15 protein-coding genes are annotated in these 14,706 nt (G+C 61.6%); 5 read left to right on the plus strand and 10 right to left on the minus strand.

Annotated features, from left to right (window positions below):
• Window positions 1-89 precede the first annotated feature (89 nt).
• Window positions 90-1,898, plus strand: a complete 1,809-nt coding sequence (locus JJN09_RS08625; protein ID WP_249486799.1) for a monovalent cation:proton antiporter-2 (CPA2) family protein — start codon at window positions 90-92, stop codon at window positions 1,896-1,898.
• 45 nt (window positions 1,899-1,943) lie between these two features.
• On the opposite strand, the gene hcnC is transcribed toward JJN09_RS08625, so the two are convergent.
• The 6 genes from hcnC to JJN09_RS08655 form a co-directional block, all read right to left on the minus strand.
• Window positions 1,944-3,203, minus strand: a complete 1,260-nt coding sequence (gene hcnC, locus JJN09_RS08630; protein WP_249486801.1) for a cyanide-forming glycine dehydrogenase subunit HcnC — start codon at window positions 3,201-3,203, stop codon at window positions 1,944-1,946.
• A complete protein-coding gene (gene hcnB / locus JJN09_RS08635; protein ID WP_249486803.1) occupies window positions 3,196-4,605 on the minus strand; it encodes a cyanide-forming glycine dehydrogenase subunit HcnB in 1,410 nt (469 codons plus the stop codon). Before hcnB ends, hcnC begins: the two co-directional genes overlap by 8 nt.
• The gene (gene hcnA, locus JJN09_RS08640; RefSeq protein ID WP_249486805.1) at window positions 4,602-4,916 is read right to left on the minus strand and encodes a cyanide-forming glycine dehydrogenase subunit HcnA; all 315 of its coding nucleotides are present in this window, start codon (window positions 4,914-4,916) and stop codon (window positions 4,602-4,604) included. Before hcnA ends, hcnB begins: the two co-directional genes overlap by 4 nt.
• A gap of 244 nt (window positions 4,917-5,160) precedes the next feature.
• The gene (locus JJN09_RS08645; RefSeq protein WP_249486807.1) at window positions 5,161-5,700 is read right to left on the minus strand and encodes a hypothetical protein; all 540 of its coding nucleotides are present in this window, start codon (window positions 5,698-5,700) and stop codon (window positions 5,161-5,163) included.
• Window positions 5,701-5,922: 222 nt separating this feature from the next.
• Complete coding sequence (locus tag JJN09_RS08650; RefSeq protein ID WP_249486809.1) at window positions 5,923-6,861, minus strand: hypothetical protein; 939 nt, start codon at window positions 6,859-6,861, stop codon at window positions 5,923-5,925.
• 190 nt (window positions 6,862-7,051) lie between these two features.
• Window positions 7,052-7,387 (minus strand): hypothetical protein, encoded by a 336-nt coding sequence (locus JJN09_RS08655; protein WP_249486811.1) that lies wholly within the window; start codon window positions 7,385-7,387, stop codon window positions 7,052-7,054.
• A 176-nt stretch (window positions 7,388-7,563) separates the two neighbouring features.
• Between JJN09_RS08655 and JJN09_RS08660 the strand changes: the two genes are divergently transcribed.
• Together JJN09_RS08660 and JJN09_RS08665 are read left to right on the plus strand one after the other, a co-directional pair.
• Window positions 7,564-8,247 (plus strand): response regulator transcription factor, encoded by a 684-nt coding sequence (locus JJN09_RS08660; RefSeq protein ID WP_096822590.1) that lies wholly within the window; start codon window positions 7,564-7,566, stop codon window positions 8,245-8,247.
• The gene (locus JJN09_RS08665; RefSeq protein ID WP_249486813.1) at window positions 8,225-9,619 is read left to right on the plus strand and encodes a HAMP domain-containing sensor histidine kinase; all 1,395 of its coding nucleotides are present in this window, start codon (window positions 8,225-8,227) and stop codon (window positions 9,617-9,619) included. The genes JJN09_RS08660 and JJN09_RS08665 overlap by 23 nt, the downstream gene beginning before the upstream one ends.
• Before the next feature lie 48 nt (window positions 9,620-9,667).
• On the opposite strand, the gene JJN09_RS08670 is transcribed toward JJN09_RS08665, so the two are convergent.
• The 3 genes from JJN09_RS08670 to JJN09_RS08680 are packed head-to-tail and all read right to left on the minus strand — an operon-like array spanning window position 9,668 to window position 11,925.
• Entirely contained in the window at window positions 9,668-10,078 is a 411-nt protein-coding gene (locus JJN09_RS08670) for an SRPBCC family protein (protein WP_249486815.1), read from the minus strand.
• A gap of 30 nt (window positions 10,079-10,108) precedes the next feature.
• Window positions 10,109-10,906, minus strand: a complete 798-nt coding sequence (locus JJN09_RS08675; protein WP_249486817.1) for an SDR family NAD(P)-dependent oxidoreductase — start codon at window positions 10,904-10,906, stop codon at window positions 10,109-10,111.
• Window positions 10,903-11,925, minus strand: coding sequence for an aldo/keto reductase (locus tag JJN09_RS08680; protein ID WP_249486818.1), 1,023 nt, complete (start codon window positions 11,923-11,925; stop codon window positions 10,903-10,905). Before JJN09_RS08680 ends, JJN09_RS08675 begins: the two co-directional genes overlap by 4 nt.
• Window positions 11,926-12,038: 113 nt before the next feature.
• On the opposite strand from JJN09_RS08680, the gene JJN09_RS08685 reads away from it, so the two are divergent.
• Entirely contained in the window at window positions 12,039-12,935 is an 897-nt protein-coding gene (locus JJN09_RS08685; RefSeq protein WP_249486820.1) for a LysR substrate-binding domain-containing protein, read from the plus strand.
• A 13-nt stretch (window positions 12,936-12,948) separates the two neighbouring features.
• Here JJN09_RS08685 and JJN09_RS08690 read toward each other — a convergent pair whose 3' ends face one another.
• Window positions 12,949-13,866 carry a pyridoxal-phosphate dependent enzyme gene (locus tag JJN09_RS08690; protein ID WP_249486822.1) on the minus strand — a complete coding sequence of 306 codons (918 nt, stop codon included), beginning with the start codon at window positions 13,864-13,866 and terminating at the stop codon, window positions 12,949-12,951.
• Between the two features lie 164 nt (window positions 13,867-14,030).
• On the opposite strand from JJN09_RS08690, the gene JJN09_RS08695 reads away from it, so the two are divergent.
• Window positions 14,031-14,690 carry an isoprenylcysteine carboxylmethyltransferase family protein gene (locus JJN09_RS08695; RefSeq protein ID WP_249486824.1) on the plus strand — a complete coding sequence of 220 codons (660 nt, stop codon included), beginning with the start codon at window positions 14,031-14,033 and terminating at the stop codon, window positions 14,688-14,690.
• Window positions 14,691-14,706: the final 16 nt, after the last annotated feature.

The raw sequence follows: 14,706 nt of genomic DNA on the forward strand, positions 1-14,706 counted from the left end.
TGCTCAAGCAGGCTCTGCGGTAGATCTGCCATCGTTTCAGCCTTTATCCTTGTCGCCCCCCGCCGTACTGCGTTACTGGAGTCCCGCTCATGCCCCATGAAGGCAATCTGTTGCAAGCCGCTGTCGTGTTTCTGTTCGCGGCGGTGCTCACCGTTCCCCTGGCCAAGCGCCTGCAACTGGGCGCGGTGCTCGGTTATCTGTTTGCCGGGGTCATCATCGGCCCGTCGGTGTTGGGCCTGATCGGCAATCCGCAAAGCGTCAGCCATATCTCGGAACTGGGCGTGGTGTTGCTGCTGTTCATCATCGGTCTGGAGCTGTCACCACGACGCTTGTGGGTGATGCGCAAATCGGTGTTCGGCGTCGGTCTGGCGCAGGTGCTTTTGACCGGTTCGGTGATTGGCGTACTGGCGTTGTCGGTGTTCGGCCAACCGCTCAACAGCGCGATTGTGCTCGGCCTCGGTCTGGCGCTGTCGTCCACCGCATTCGGCTTGCAAAGCCTGGCTGAACGCAAGGAACTGACCAGCCCCCACGGTCGGCTAGCGTTTGCGATTCTGCTGTTCCAGGACATCGCCGCGATCCCGCTGATCGCTCTGGTGCCGATGCTCGCGGGTGTCGATCACCACACCAGCACCGCCGACGATGTGCGCCACAGTTTGCAGGTCTTGGGCAGCATCGCCGTGGTGGTGATTGGCGGGCGTTATCTGTTGCGCCCGGTGTTCCGCATCGTCGCGAAAACCGGTCTGCCGGAAGTCTCCACCGCCACCGCTCTGCTGGTGGTGATTGGCACGGCGTGGATGATGGATATGGTCGGCGTGTCCATGGCGCTGGGCGCATTCCTCGCCGGGTTGCTGCTGGCGGATTCGGAATATCGCCATGAACTGGAAGCGCAGATCGAACCATTCAAGGGCCTGCTGCTGGGGCTGTTTTTCATCAGCGTCGGCATGGGCGCCAACCTCAGCCTGCTGCTCAGCGCACCGATCACGGTGCTGGGGCTGACGCTGTTGTTGATTGGTTTGAAGTTGCCGCTGTTGTTTGTGGTCGGGCGACTGGCTGGCGGGTTGAACAAGGTCAGTGCGATTCGCCTCGGCATCGTGCTGGCGGCGGGCGGTGAATTTGCGTTCGTGGTGTTCAAGATTGGTCGCGATCAGGGCCTGTTCGAACCGCGCCTGTACGATTTGCTGGTGCTGACCATCACTCTCTCGATGGCCGTCACGCCGTTGCTGCTGTTGATCTGCGCACGGCTGGTCAGCCCGAAAGTGCAACCGGTGGAAGTGCCGGAGAAATTCCGCCAGATCGACACCGACACCCCACGGGTGGTGATCGCCGGCATGGGCCGGATGGGCCAGATCGTGGCGCGGATCCTGCGGGCGCAGAACATCAAGTTCGTGGCGCTGGACACCTCGGTGGAAACCATCGAACTGTCGCGCAGTTTCGGCGGCGTGCCGGTGTTCTACGGCGACCCGATGCGTCCGGAAATCCTCAGCGCTGCCAAGGTCGGGGAAGCGGAATATTTTGTGATCGCCACGGACGATCCGGAGACCAACATCAAGACCGCCGAAATCGTGCGCAAGCTCTACCCGCACATGAAGATCATTGCCCGGGCGCGTAACCGGCAGCACGTGCATCGTCTGGTGGATGTCGGTGCCGATCCGATTCGGGAGACGTATTACTCCAGTCTGGAAATGAGCCGTCGTACGCTGGTCGGCCTCGGTTTGACCCAGGCCCAGGCCGATGCGCGGATCAAGCGCTTCAAGCACCACGACGAACAGGTGCTCGAAGCTCAACATGCGGTGTACGACGACGCGGCCAAAGTGCTGCAGACCGCACAGGAAGCGCGGGCGGAACTGGCCCGGTTGTTCGAGTCGGATCAACTGGAAGAACAATCGGGCAAGTCCTGAGCCCCGCCATCAATCCTTCCCGCGCAATGCGCGGGAAGGTTCTGATCAGGCCATCTCCAGCGCCCGTTCTTCCTCTACAACCGCCACTGCAAACCGGTCCGCCAGAAACGGCGTGATGTCCAGCGGCAGCGGCTCATCGTTGACCAGCTTATCCAGCAGCACCCCGGTAATCGCCGACGTCAGCACCCCGGTGCGGAAGTGCCCGCAGGCATTCAGGTAACCGTCCACCCCGGCCATCGGCCCGAGAATCGGCAACTCATCCGGCGAGCCCGGCCGCAGCCCGGCCCAGGTGCGCTTGAGATTGATGTCCGCCAGCTCCGGCAGGCAGCGCACCGCGCCCTGCACCAGCCCGGCGATTTCCGGCCAGGTGGTGGTGACGTCGAAGCCCTTGTCCTCGGTGGTGCTGCCGATCAGTATCTCGCCGTTGTCTTTCTGCGCCATGTAGCAATCGCTGGTGGTCAGGCAGCCGTTGAGGATTTTCGGCAAGCGTTCGGTGAGCAGGATCTGGCCTTTCACCGGTTTCACCGGAATCCGGATGCCCGTGGCCCATTCGCTCAAATCTGCTGCCCACGCCCCCGCTGCGTTAATCAGGGTCTTGCAGTGAAACACCCCCGCCTCGGTGGTCTGCACGCCGGTTACTCGCGTGCCGTGATGCAAAACGCCGGTGATGTTGGTGTTGACGTACATGTCCACGCCATTCTGCCGGGCGCCTTCGGCGTAGGCGTCGGCGAGGCGGAACGGGCTGACCTGGTGGTCGCAGAGAAACTCCAGCGCCCCGCGTGCTTCATGGCTGACGCTCGGTTCGGAATCACGCAGCGCGGCTTGATCGAGCCAGCGCACCTGATCGGCCAGGTGCGGGATGCAGCCGACGATGTGCTCGGCGTACAACCGGTCTTCATCGTCATAAATGACGAATTTGAGTCCGGTCTTTTCGAACTTGAAATCCATCCCGTGGTTGTCCTTCAACTCACGGTGCAGCGACGGGTACAGCGCGTTGGACTGCAAGGCAAAGTCGAAGAACGACGGCGGCAGAATGTGCGGCGTGCTGGAGTCCACCGCCACCGCCGCGCCCTGGGTTTGGCGCTTGCGATTGGCCGACATCATGCGGAAGAAAATCACCCCGCAACCCAGCCCCACCGACTCGCCAATCGCCCACAAGCCACCGGCCGAAGCACGGGTCGCATTGCCCGGGCGCTTGGCATCGATCATCGCGACCTTGAGGTTTTTGCGCTTGGATAACTGATAGGCGATGGACGCGCCGATCACACCGCCGCCGGCGATGACCACGTCGTAGAACTTACTCATGGGAAACGGCCTCCGTGCCGAGGGACTGGAACGCGGAAAAGGGAATCGGATCGACCGGGAAGCGCGGCCGCAACCAGCCGACATCCTTGCGCCCGGTGGCCTGACGCAAGCGGTCGCTGCAATAGCCGACGCACATCCGCCCCTGACAGTCGCCCATGCTCACGCGGGTACGCATCTTCAGGCTGGCGATGTCCTGCACGCCTTGCTCAAGTGCACGGTCGATGTCGGCGCGGGTCGCGTGTTCGCAGCGGCAGATCACCGTGTCCGCCGCCGGCAATGCGATTTGCCCGACACCACGTTCGGTGTAGCGATCCACCGCTGCACGGAAACGCACGATGGCTTTGAGTTTGCCCAGGTAACGGTCGCGGCGGACCCGCGCCAGTTCCTCTTCAAGCACACCGCGCTGAAGCAGGATCGAGGTGGCGGCGATCTTGCCGGCCAGCATCGCCGCTTCACCGCCGCGAATCCCGCCCATGTCACCGGCCAGATGCACATGCGGTTCGCTGCTTTGCTGCCAGATGTTGGCGTTGGCGCGCAGGTAACCGTCGTCGCTGAAGCCGTGATCCAGGCCCATTTGCTGACTCAACTGGGTACGCGGAATGAAGCCGTAGCCGACCGCCAGCGTCTTCGCTTCGAAGCGTTCGACGCGGCTCATGTCCGGCTCCCACGTCGCCGAGTACGGTGCCACGCTGACGCTTTTCAATTCGCCCTCGCCGTGCGCCTCGACCACGCCCCAGCCGTAGTTCATCGGGATGCCGTGCAGTTTCAGGTAGGCGAGCATGCTCAAGCCATCGAGGAACAATTGCGGCTTGTTCAGCAGCGCCAGACTTTCCTTGGCAATCTTGCCGAACGCGCAGGCCTCGTAGACACCGGCAACGCTCACGCCCGAGGCGTGCAACTGGGTCGCCACCAACGGCAACAGCGGGCCGGTGCCGGCGATCACCACCGGGCCTTGCGGCTTGACCACGCCGCTCTTGATCTGCAATTGCAGGCCGCCGAGCATGATCACGCCGGGCAGCGTCCACCCGGGGAACGGCACGCTGCGTTCATGGCAACCGGCGGCCAGCAGCAGTTGCGGATAGCTGATTTCGTGCAGCCGCTCATCGCCATCGAGCACCACCAGCGAGCGGGTGCCTTCGGCGCCGACCACCCGGTGGTTGAGGCGCACGTCGATCAGCCCGGCCTGCTCCTGAAAGTCGCCGTGTAATTTGCTCAGTGCTTCGGAGTAACGTGGCCCAAGATAATCCAGCTGCACGCCGTCACGCAGCGGCCCTCGATAGACCACACCGCCAAGGCGCGATGCTTCTTCAAGCAATGTGCTGCGCACACCATGGCGCGCCAGTTCGATGGCCGCAGCCATCCCCGCCGGACCGCCGCCGACGATTAACGGATGCTGGCTCATGGCGCCTCCTGACCGTGAATGCGGTTGGCCTGGGTGTCGATGTGCATGCCGTCACGCACCACGGTCTGGCAGGCGCGGCGCTTATGCCGGCCGTTGATTTTCACCAGGCAGCACTGGCACACGCCCATGCCGCAATAGGCACCGCTGATCTGGTTGTGATCGTTGCGTGCGATCTGGCGCACACCGAGGGACTGAATGACGCTGAGCACGGTTTCGCCGATGGCGGCGGTGACCGGTTGGCCGTTGATGTGGACAGTCATATCCGCCTGCGCCAAGGGCTGGATATCGAAGGTTCTTTCTAGGCAGTGCATTGCGATGATCATCCGTGAAAAGTTCAGGTGAGGTTGAAACAGCTCCTTGCTGCACTACACCTTGCCGGCACGTGGGGGTTATCTCTCTCTATCGCGCCGGCAGGTTGGTTCCGCTCGCGCAGCAACGTGCGCGCAAGCAATGTAGTCGATCCAGCGGCAAGGGCCTGGAAATTTCAAGGTAGGGGATATCGCGCCGACGAATATTGATCCAGGCCATGGAAATGACTGTACGGTTCTGCGCCGGTCAGTTGGAGAAGACGAACTGCCCTTTGATCTTCTTCGAACCGATGAAACCGAGGTCAGGGAACAGCTTGGTTTTCAGCCACGCGACATAAAACACCAGGGCCAGGGTGAGGCCTACGCTGACCAGCGTGGCCACCGGATCTTCGGCGTAGTCCTTGAACAGGCGTGAAAACTGGCTGAGCGTGAGGATCACGAAGACGGTGTAAGTCTGTGCGGAGTACTTGTAGAAACCCCAGGCAAACAGCAGCGGGATAGCGCCACCGATCAGCGTGAGTGCCAGGGCCAACCCGATGCTGGAGTTCCAACCGAGTGCAAATCCGATGACCGCGCCGATCAGCGCCTGAATACAAAACAGCACAATCAGGATCGTGACCTTGCGTGCATGCTGGCGACGCAGTGCCGGGTCAATGTGCGAACCAATCCAGTAAGCCAACGCCCGATCCTTGACCGCCCCACCCGAAAACGCCTTGAAGGTTTCGGTTTTCGAGCGCCCGGCGTCGAGCATCTCATCCAGCTGCCGTTTGATTTCCTTCTTGTCCAACGTCTTCATCCTTAAACAGAAATGCAAGCGGCCGATCCGCTTGCGGTGACGATTCTCGCTGCTGGTCTTTCAGAAAGCAAAAAGCCGCTTCCACCCGAAGGTGGAAGCGGCCGAGGCACAAGCCCCAGAAGGATCAGTGCACGAACAGGGCGATCAGAATGATGATCGGGATTGGCACGCCGAGGAAAAACAGCAGTAGTGAGCGCATGGTGATACTCCTTGTTAACGGACCGGAGGCAGTGTGGTCGTGGTGTAGGTTTCGACTTCGACGTACTCGACCGCATCCCGACGGCGACCGCCGAAGGTGGCCGACAGACTGGCGAAGAACGCACCGGCCAGCAGTGCGATGAACATCCACAGCGAGGTCAATGCAGCGACTTTGGCGGCAGTGTCAGCGGCTTGCTGAGCTTTGACCTTGGCGTCGGCAATCGCCTTTTGCGTACGAGCGTAGATTTCATCGACGCGACGTTCGGCATCGGCCTGGGTCAGGTTGGTACGTTGCGCCACCAGTTGTGCAAGGTAGGTGCGATCCTCGGGGCTGAGCTGACCGTTGGCCAGGCTCTGGGCGAAGATCCGGGTCACGGCGCCATGGGCGGCGTCATCACTGACGGCAGCAGGACGATCGTCGCGGAACAGGCTGTCGACGAAGTAACCGTACTGATTACTGTCGGTGTTGGCTGCCGCTGTACCCGCTGCCTGAGTCATGGCGCTGGCTGCGCCACCGGCAACACTTGCACCGGCCTGCACACCGCCACTGACGATGCTGCTGACCGAACCGACCACCAGCGTCGCGGTGACCAGCGTGGCTACGCACCAGGCAAGGAAGCCATGGGCGGTGTCGCGGAAATACACCTCGTCACCGTGCATGTTCGCCCACTTCACCCGCAGGCGACCGGCGATGTAGCCACCGAGTCCCGAAGCGATGATTTGCGTGGCGGCCAACCATACGATTGTCGAAATGCCCAGTCCCTTGGCGCTGATGCCCTCCCCGGACCACGGTGATACAGCGGAAAAGCCCAGACCGAAACCGAGCAGCACCAAAATCAACGACAGTGCCGCGGCAGCCGCGGCCCCAGCGAAGATCGCGCCCCAGGACACCCCTGAGACGTTGCTCGACTCTCCTTCAAAGGCAGGATAAAACCCATCAGAGGATCTATTCATTGTTGTTCTGCTCCCGGCATGAAAAATGGTGTTACAACTCGTCAGCAGATGAATTGCAGTGACCGTGCCAGTCGCCAACATTAAATAAATCTATAAAATTCAATAACTTAAAAAGACTGAACTTCCTAAGACCATGCAATTTGCAACATGGGTTCAATAACAGCGTGCTTTATGCATTGGCACAAACCGCTCATTTTCGTCTGTAGCTCTTTTTGCCACTGGGTGTCAGGCAATACACGCCGCCGCGCGGTCCGGTGCAGAACGAACCGGTGCCACAATCGCAGCCGTCATTGCTTTGCAGAAACTGCTGGGGCTGCGCCTGTTCACGGATGCCGAACATGGCGGCACAGCTCTTTTTCGAGCCGCTGATGGAGCCGTCATTGCACAGAAACAAATCGCCATCGCAGCGATCAATGCCGCCCTTCTTCCCGGAACACGGGGTGTTGGCGGCCAATGCCGAAGCACTTAGCAACGCCAGAAGCATCCCGGCCATCGGCATCCAGCCACCGCGAATCAACTTGCCCACGGAATCTCTCCCTCGAAAATATGGCCATATGATATCAATTTTTCGGGAAATAAATCGGCAACCACGGTGGGTCATTTGCGTTTGTATCAACTACAACATGAAAGTTAATTTAAAGCGTTATTGCAAAATCTTGGCAAAATGCTGCCATTCCGTTTGAACCGATCAGCAGGCCTCCCATGACTCGCATCTTGACCATCGAAGACGACGCCGTGACCGCCCGGGAAATCGTCGCCGAACTGAGCAGCCACGGCCTCGACGTGGATTGGGTCGACAATGGCCGCGAAGGCCTGGACCGCGCCGTCAGCGGCAATTACGACCTGATTACCCTCGATCGCATGCTGCCCGAACTCGATGGCCTGGCCATCGTCACCACTTTGCGCACTATGGGCGTGTCTACGCCGATCCTGATGATCAGCGCGTTGTCCGACGTCGATGAGCGCGTGCGTGGCCTGCGCGCCGGCGGTGACGATTACCTGACCAAGCCGTTCGCCACCGATGAAATGGCCGCCCGGGTCGAAGTGTTGCTGCGCCGTCAGCACAATGGCGGCACCCAGCCGACTACCCTGCGCGTGGCGGACCTTGAGCTGGACCTGATCAGCCATGAAGCCAGCCGCGCCGAGCAGGTGCTGACGCTGTTGCCCACCGAATACAAGTTGCTGGAATTCCTGATGCGCAACAGCGGCCAGATCCTGTCGCGGATGATGATTTTCGAGGAAGTCTGGGGCTATCACTTCGACCCGGGCACCAACCTGATCGACGTCCACATCGGTCGCCTGCGCAAGAAGATCGACCCGCCGGGCAATGTCCCGTTGATCCGTACGGTGCGAGGCTCGGGTTATGTCATTGCCGAACCCGTCTGACGGTTGGCGTTCCTCCAGCAGCCGGCTGCTGGCGCTTTACAGTTCGTTGTTCGTGGCCTGGAGCGCGATCCTCATGGGGGTCATGTATTTCGAGGTATCCGGCTACCTCGACAACCTGGCCAAGCATTCGCTGATGCAGCGTCAGCACCTGTTTTCGCACTTTCGCGGCGACCAATTGGAAGACGCACTCTCTGCCAGCATGACCTTCGATATCCGCGGAATCGATGCCTACGGCCTGTTTGACGCTGACCACACCTACCTCGGCGGCGCCTTGCAGAAGATCCCCGCGTCCCTGCCGCTGGACGGCAAGATCCACGAGCTTCCCGACTGCTCCGAATCCGACGACCCGACCCTGCCCAATGACAGTTGCGATGCGGTCGCGACGCCGACCCGTGATGGTCGCTGGCTGGTATTGGTGCGCGACAACGGTTCGCTGTTCGCCGTGACAAGGATCATTCTTCGTGCGTTGCTCTGGGGAGTTTCACTGACGATTGTGCCGGGGATCATCGGCTGGCATTTGCTGCGCCGTCGGCCGCTGCGGCGGATCCGGGCGATTCAGGCCAGTGCGCAATCGATAGTCGCGGGTGACCTGACCCACCGTTTGCCACTGTCCAATCGCCGCGATGAACTGGACATGCTCGCGGCCATCGTCAATGCCATGCTCGATCGCATCGAGCGTCTGATGAACGAAGTCAAAGGCGTGTGCGACAACATCGCCCATGACTTGCGCACCCCGCTGACCCGCCTGCGAGCGCAGTTGTATCGCATGCAGCAACAGGCCGGCGAAGGCTCGCAGGAAGCCGCACAACTGGATCTGGTGCTGGCCGAGGCCGATACGCTGATGGCGCGGTTTCGGGGTTTGCTGAGGATTTCAGAGCTGGAGGATCGCCAGCGGCGTTCGGGTTTCGTCGAGCTCGATCCGGTGTTGTTGCTGCAGGAACTGCACGAGTTCTATCTGCCGCTGGCTGAGGAAGACGAACTGCGTTTCGAGCTGAACATGCCTGAAACCCTGCCGATGCTGAATGGCGACCGGGCGTTGTTGTTTGAAGCCTTGGCCAACCTGTTGAGCAACTCGATCAAGTTCACCCCGCCGGGAGGCACGGTGATTTTGCGTGGGGTGAATGATGCGGGGCATACCCGAATTGAAGTGCATGATTCCGGCCCCGGCATTCCCGAATCGGAACGGGAAGCGGTGTTCCAGCGTTTCTATCGCGCCGAGGGCGGACAACCGCAGAACGGCTTCGGACTGGGGCTGTCGATCGTCGCGGCAATTGTCAGCCTGCATGGGTACAGTCTTGAAGTGGGCAGCAGTGAATTGGGTGGCGCAAAACTGGTGCTCGATTGCCGGCAGAGTTTGATTTCACAGTCCTGACTATTTGGTAGTGGTCGTTCCCACGTTGCGTGGGAACGATCATGAAACTCAGGCCGGGTAGTTGGCGCGCAGCGCTTCCAGGCCACCCTGATAGATGCCGCTGAACAACGCCACCACTTCCTCATCGCTCACGCCCTTGGCCGTGAAGCGCCCCGACCATGTCACCCGTGCGCCTTGCCCCTGAGTGTCGACGCGAATCGTCGCCAGATAATCCGTGGCCGGAAAAGGTGCCTGCTCGATCGAGTAGCTGTAGGTCTTGCCCGCGTTATCGAACGTCTCCAGACGCTCGATCACCACTGCGCCGTCGGCAGTTTGCAGAGTACGTACACGTCCGCCATCGCTCAGTTCACTCTTGGGAATGAACGGCAGCCAGTCCGGCAGCGTGTTGAAGCCGCCGATCAATTGCCAGACCTGATCGGCCGAGGCCGGGATGTCGATGGATGCTGATGCTGTTGCCATAAATAAACGTCTCTCTCAAAGAATTCAGGTTCAGATTGCCAGGCTGTCGACCACGCCGCCGTCGACGCGCAAGGCGGCGCCGGTGGTGGCGGAGGACAGCGGTGAAGCGATGTAGGTCACCAGGTGCGCGACCTCTTCGACATTGGCCACGCGCTGGATGATCGAGGTCGGACGGGCCCGGCGCACAAAAGCGTCGGCCTCGTCCCGCAGGCTGCGGCCGGACTCGGCGGCGGCGTCCTTGAGCATTTCCTCGACGCCGTCGGTGAAGGTCGGCCCCGGCAGGATTGCATTGACCGTGACACCAGTGCCGGCCAGCCGTTTGGCCAGGCCATGGGACACTGCGAGGTTGGCGCTTTTGGTCACGCCGTAGTTGATCATGTCGGCCGGGGTGGCCACGCCGGATTCCGAAGACAGGAAGATCACCCGGCCCCAACCCTGCTCGACCATCGCCGGCACGTAATGCCGGGACAGGCGCACACCGGAGATCACGTTGATTTCATAGAAGCGCGTCCACTCATCGTCGGGCGCGTCGAAGAAGTCCACGGCGTTGTAGATCCCGAGGTTGTTCACCAGGATGTCGGCTTTCGGTTCGGCGGCGAACAGTTTCTGCGCGCCTTCGGCCGTGCCCAGATCCGCCGTCAGACCACGCAATTGCGCGTCCGGCACGGCTTGCCGAATGCTCGCCAGTGCCTGTTCGACCTTGGCCGCATCACGACCGATCACCACCACCGTGGCGCCCGCCTCGGCCAGCGACTGGCTGATGCCCAGGCCGATACCCGCTGTGCTGCCGCTGACAATCGCCAGTTTCCCGCTCAGATCGATCTTCATGCTTTCACCTCGTCGATGGGTAATGGTGCACGTTCGGACACCAGTTTCGCTTCACGCATGGCCTGCCAGAAACCGGCCGGAATGACCGCCGACAGCGCCGCCATGTCTTCGGCGATGCGCCCCGGTTTGCTCGCGCCGGGAATCACTGCCGCCACTGCCGGATTGGCCAGCGAGAATTGTAGTGCAGCTGCTTTGACATCGACGCCGTGAGCGGCGGCGATGCGTTTGATCTGCTCGACCTTGGCAATGATTTGCGGGCTCGCCTTCTGGTATTCGAAGTGCGCGCCACCGGCCAGGATTCCGGAGCTATATGGGCCGCCAACAACGATTTCAACGTTCTGCGCCCGCGCCGAATCCATCAAACGCTGCAAGGCGCGGTCGTGATCGAGCAAGGTGTAGCGGCCGGCCAACAGGAAGCCGTCAGGCTGCGCTTCGGTCAGGTCGAGCGTCAACTCGCACGGCTCGACTTTGTTCACGCCCAGGCCCCAACCCTTGATCACGCCTTCTTCGCGCAGGCGGGTCAGAACTTTGAAGGCGCCGGTGCGGGCCTGATTGAAATACTCCAGCCATTGGTCGCCGTAGAAATCCTGAGCGATGTCGTGCACCCAGACGATGTCGAGGCGATCGGTTTTCAGGCGTTCGAGGCTGTCCTCAATCGAGCGTAACGTGGCGTCGGCGCTGTAGTCGTTGACGATCTTGTTCGGGCGGCCGTGTTCGAACACCCCGCTCTTTTCGCCCAGATCCCGGGCGGCGGCGTCTTCGACTTCATCGAGAATGACCCGGCCGACCTTGGTGCTGAGCACATAGTCGTCGCGCTTGTAGCGGGACAGTGCCTCGCCGAGGCGGATTTCCGACAGGCCCGAGCCGTAGAACGGTGCGGTATCGAAGTAACGCACACCGGCATCCCACGCCGCATGCACGGTGGCCTGGGCTTCTTCCTCGGGGATGGCGCGGAACATGTTGCCCAGGGGCGCGGTGCCGAAGCCCAGCTGGCCGGGCAGTTTATCTTTCAAGCTCATGGGGATTTCCTCGTAGTGTCGGGGTCTTGGTTGACCGTTGAGCAGATCCTAGATTGCGACACTCAGACCGTCCAAGACATAATATGCAGCACTTGAGTCCCTATAGGTCTTACATGATCGATTTCCGCCAATTGCGCTACTTCGTCGCCGTCGCCGAGGAAGAGCACGTCGGCCGCGCCGCCGAGCGCCTGCACATTTCCCAGTCGCCCCTTAGTCGGCAGATCGCCCAACTCGAAGAGCGCCTGGGCTTGACCCTTTTCGAACGCAGCCAGCAGCGCATCCGCCTGACTCGCGACGGTCAGACCTTCCTTGCCGAAACCCGCGCCCTGCTGACCCACGCCAATCGTCTGGAATCCCTCGGCAAACGCCTGGGCCGTGGCGAAGAAGGCGGTTTGTGCATCGGTTACATCGAAAACGCCATGCACGCGGGCGTATTGCCCAATGCCTTGCGCGTGCTGCGGGTGGATCGGCCGAACGTGCATGTCGCGCTGTATAACCTCAGCTCCGCTGAACAACTTGAGGGCCTGCGTCAGCGTAGTCTCGATATCGCGCTGGTCAGCGAACCGCCGACGACCGACGATCCTGACTTGCTGGGCTTTCAGGTGCTGGACGACCCGATGCTGCTGGCGCTGCCGGAGCAACATCCTCTGGCCGGACAGGCTTCGCTGAGCCCGGATGATCTGGCCACTCAGGAATGGATCGGCGTGCAACCCCGTCAGGACGCGGGCGACGATTTTGTGAGTGCCTGCCTGCGCGCCGGCTTCACCCCGGATGTACGGATGCAGGCGACCGAGCCGTTCACCGCGCTGGGGCTGGTGGCTTCGGGGCTGGGGATTGCAATGATCCAGAAAGGCTTGAGCCACAACGCCCCGCCGGGTGTGGTGTTGCGGGAGGTGCCGTGGCTGGCGTTTACCACGCCGTTGTGGGCGGCTTGGCACCGGGTCAATTTGCGGCCGTTGGTGGAGACATTCAGGACGGTGCTGACGGGCTCGGACATCTCGGGCGCGTGACTAAAGACGCGGTTCAAACACCCAACCGCGCCCACCCCGCCACCAACTGCGCACTGATACTCACCCCTCCACAAACAACAATCACCACATCCCGAGCCCCCGCCAGCGCTGGATGATCCAGATAAGCCACCGCCAGCGACACCCCGCACGCCGGCTCCACCAGTTGCCGCAAATCACTGGCGTAACGCACCACGCCCATGATCGCGTCGTCATCGGACAGCACCAGACATTCGTGATCGAACTCGCCGACGTGCTGCACCGGCCACTCCGCCACTTGCGCAGCGCCAAGGGAGGTGGCGACGGTGTCGATCTTGCTCAGGCGCACCGGGTGGCCGGCCTGTACGGCGGCGGCAAACGAGGCGGCGCCCTGGGTTTCGCAGGTGATGATCCGGCAGTCGCGCCGGTCATGGCGCAGCAGTCCTGTGAGAATTCCTGCGAGAAGTCCCCCGCCACCGACCGAGGTGACCACGGTGTCGACCTGCGGGCAGTCTTCGAGGATTTCATCGATCATCGTGCTGTGTCCTTGCCACAATACCGGATGGTCGAAGGCCGGTACGTATTCGGTGTCCGCCGCGCTGGCCAGTTCTCGCGCTCGCTGATTGGCTTCGTCCCAGACTTTGCCATAAATGATGACTTCGGCCCCGGTGCGGCGAATGCGCGCGCGGGTGGCTTCGGGGGTGGTGTGCGGCACCACGATGCAGGCTTGCAGGCCCAGGCTGGTCGCCGCCACCGCCGTCGCGAGACCGGCATTGCCACCGGACGGGCAGACGACTTTGCGTTTGCCCTGCGCTGCTGCCTGACTGCACAACAGGCCCATGCCGCGCAGTTTGAACGAGCCACAGGGTTGCAGGTTTTCCAGTTTCAGCCAGATACGCCGGGAGGTGGTCGACAGGGTCGGATGGAGGATCAACGGCGTGCGGATGTGCAGCATGGCGGACTCCTGATGACGCCACGTCCGGGCGACCGGTTCGCCGGAACATGGACGGTTGAAGTCGAAACGTCCCAGTCTTCAGCTTAGTCCACCCTGCCCCCTTAACGGTCAACGCCGGGGATCGTGCCGCGATCTACACTGAACGGAACAGCCGTGAGGTGCCTATGAAAATGTCAGCGCAAATGACCGTCGTCGCGGTACTCGCCACCCTCGCCTATCTGGGGCTGGCGATGTGGGGCATCGGTGGCGTGGCGGTGTTCTTTTCCCACGGCGCGCTGGTAGTGGTCGCGCTGGCGACGCTGGCGATGGTGGTGGCGTCGTTGTTCAGCGAAGTAAACCTGAGTTCCGGCGAGCGCGAGGATCGGGCCAATCGCTGGGTCATTCCGGCGTTCGGCGTGATCGGGTTGGTCAGTGCTTTTCTGCCGGCTTATTGCGACCGCATCGGTTTCTGGACCGTGGGCCGTGAAGGCACGCGCTGGCTGGGGGCGTTGTTGTTCATCGCCGGCGGTGCGTTGCGCCTGTGGCCGGTGTTCGTTCTGGGCCACCGTTTCAGCGGGTTGGTGGCGATTCAGCCGGGACATCGTTTGGTGACCGAGGGCATCTACACGCACCTGCGCAATCCCAGTTATCTGGGGCTGGTGGTCAATGCGCTGGGCTGGGCACTGGCGTTTCGTTCGGTCGTCGGGATCCTGCTGGCGGCGCTGACGCTGATCCCGCTGATCGCCCGCATCCATTCAGAAGAAGCCTTGCTGCGCGCCCAGTTTGGCGCCGATTACGATGCCTATTGCGCGCGCAGCTGGCGCCTCCTGCCGGGAATATATTGATCTGAGATCAATGGAA

Source organism: Pseudomonas sp. HS6 (assembly GCF_023375815.1).
Taxonomy (GTDB): Bacteria; Pseudomonadota; Gammaproteobacteria; order Pseudomonadales; family Pseudomonadaceae; genus Aquipseudomonas.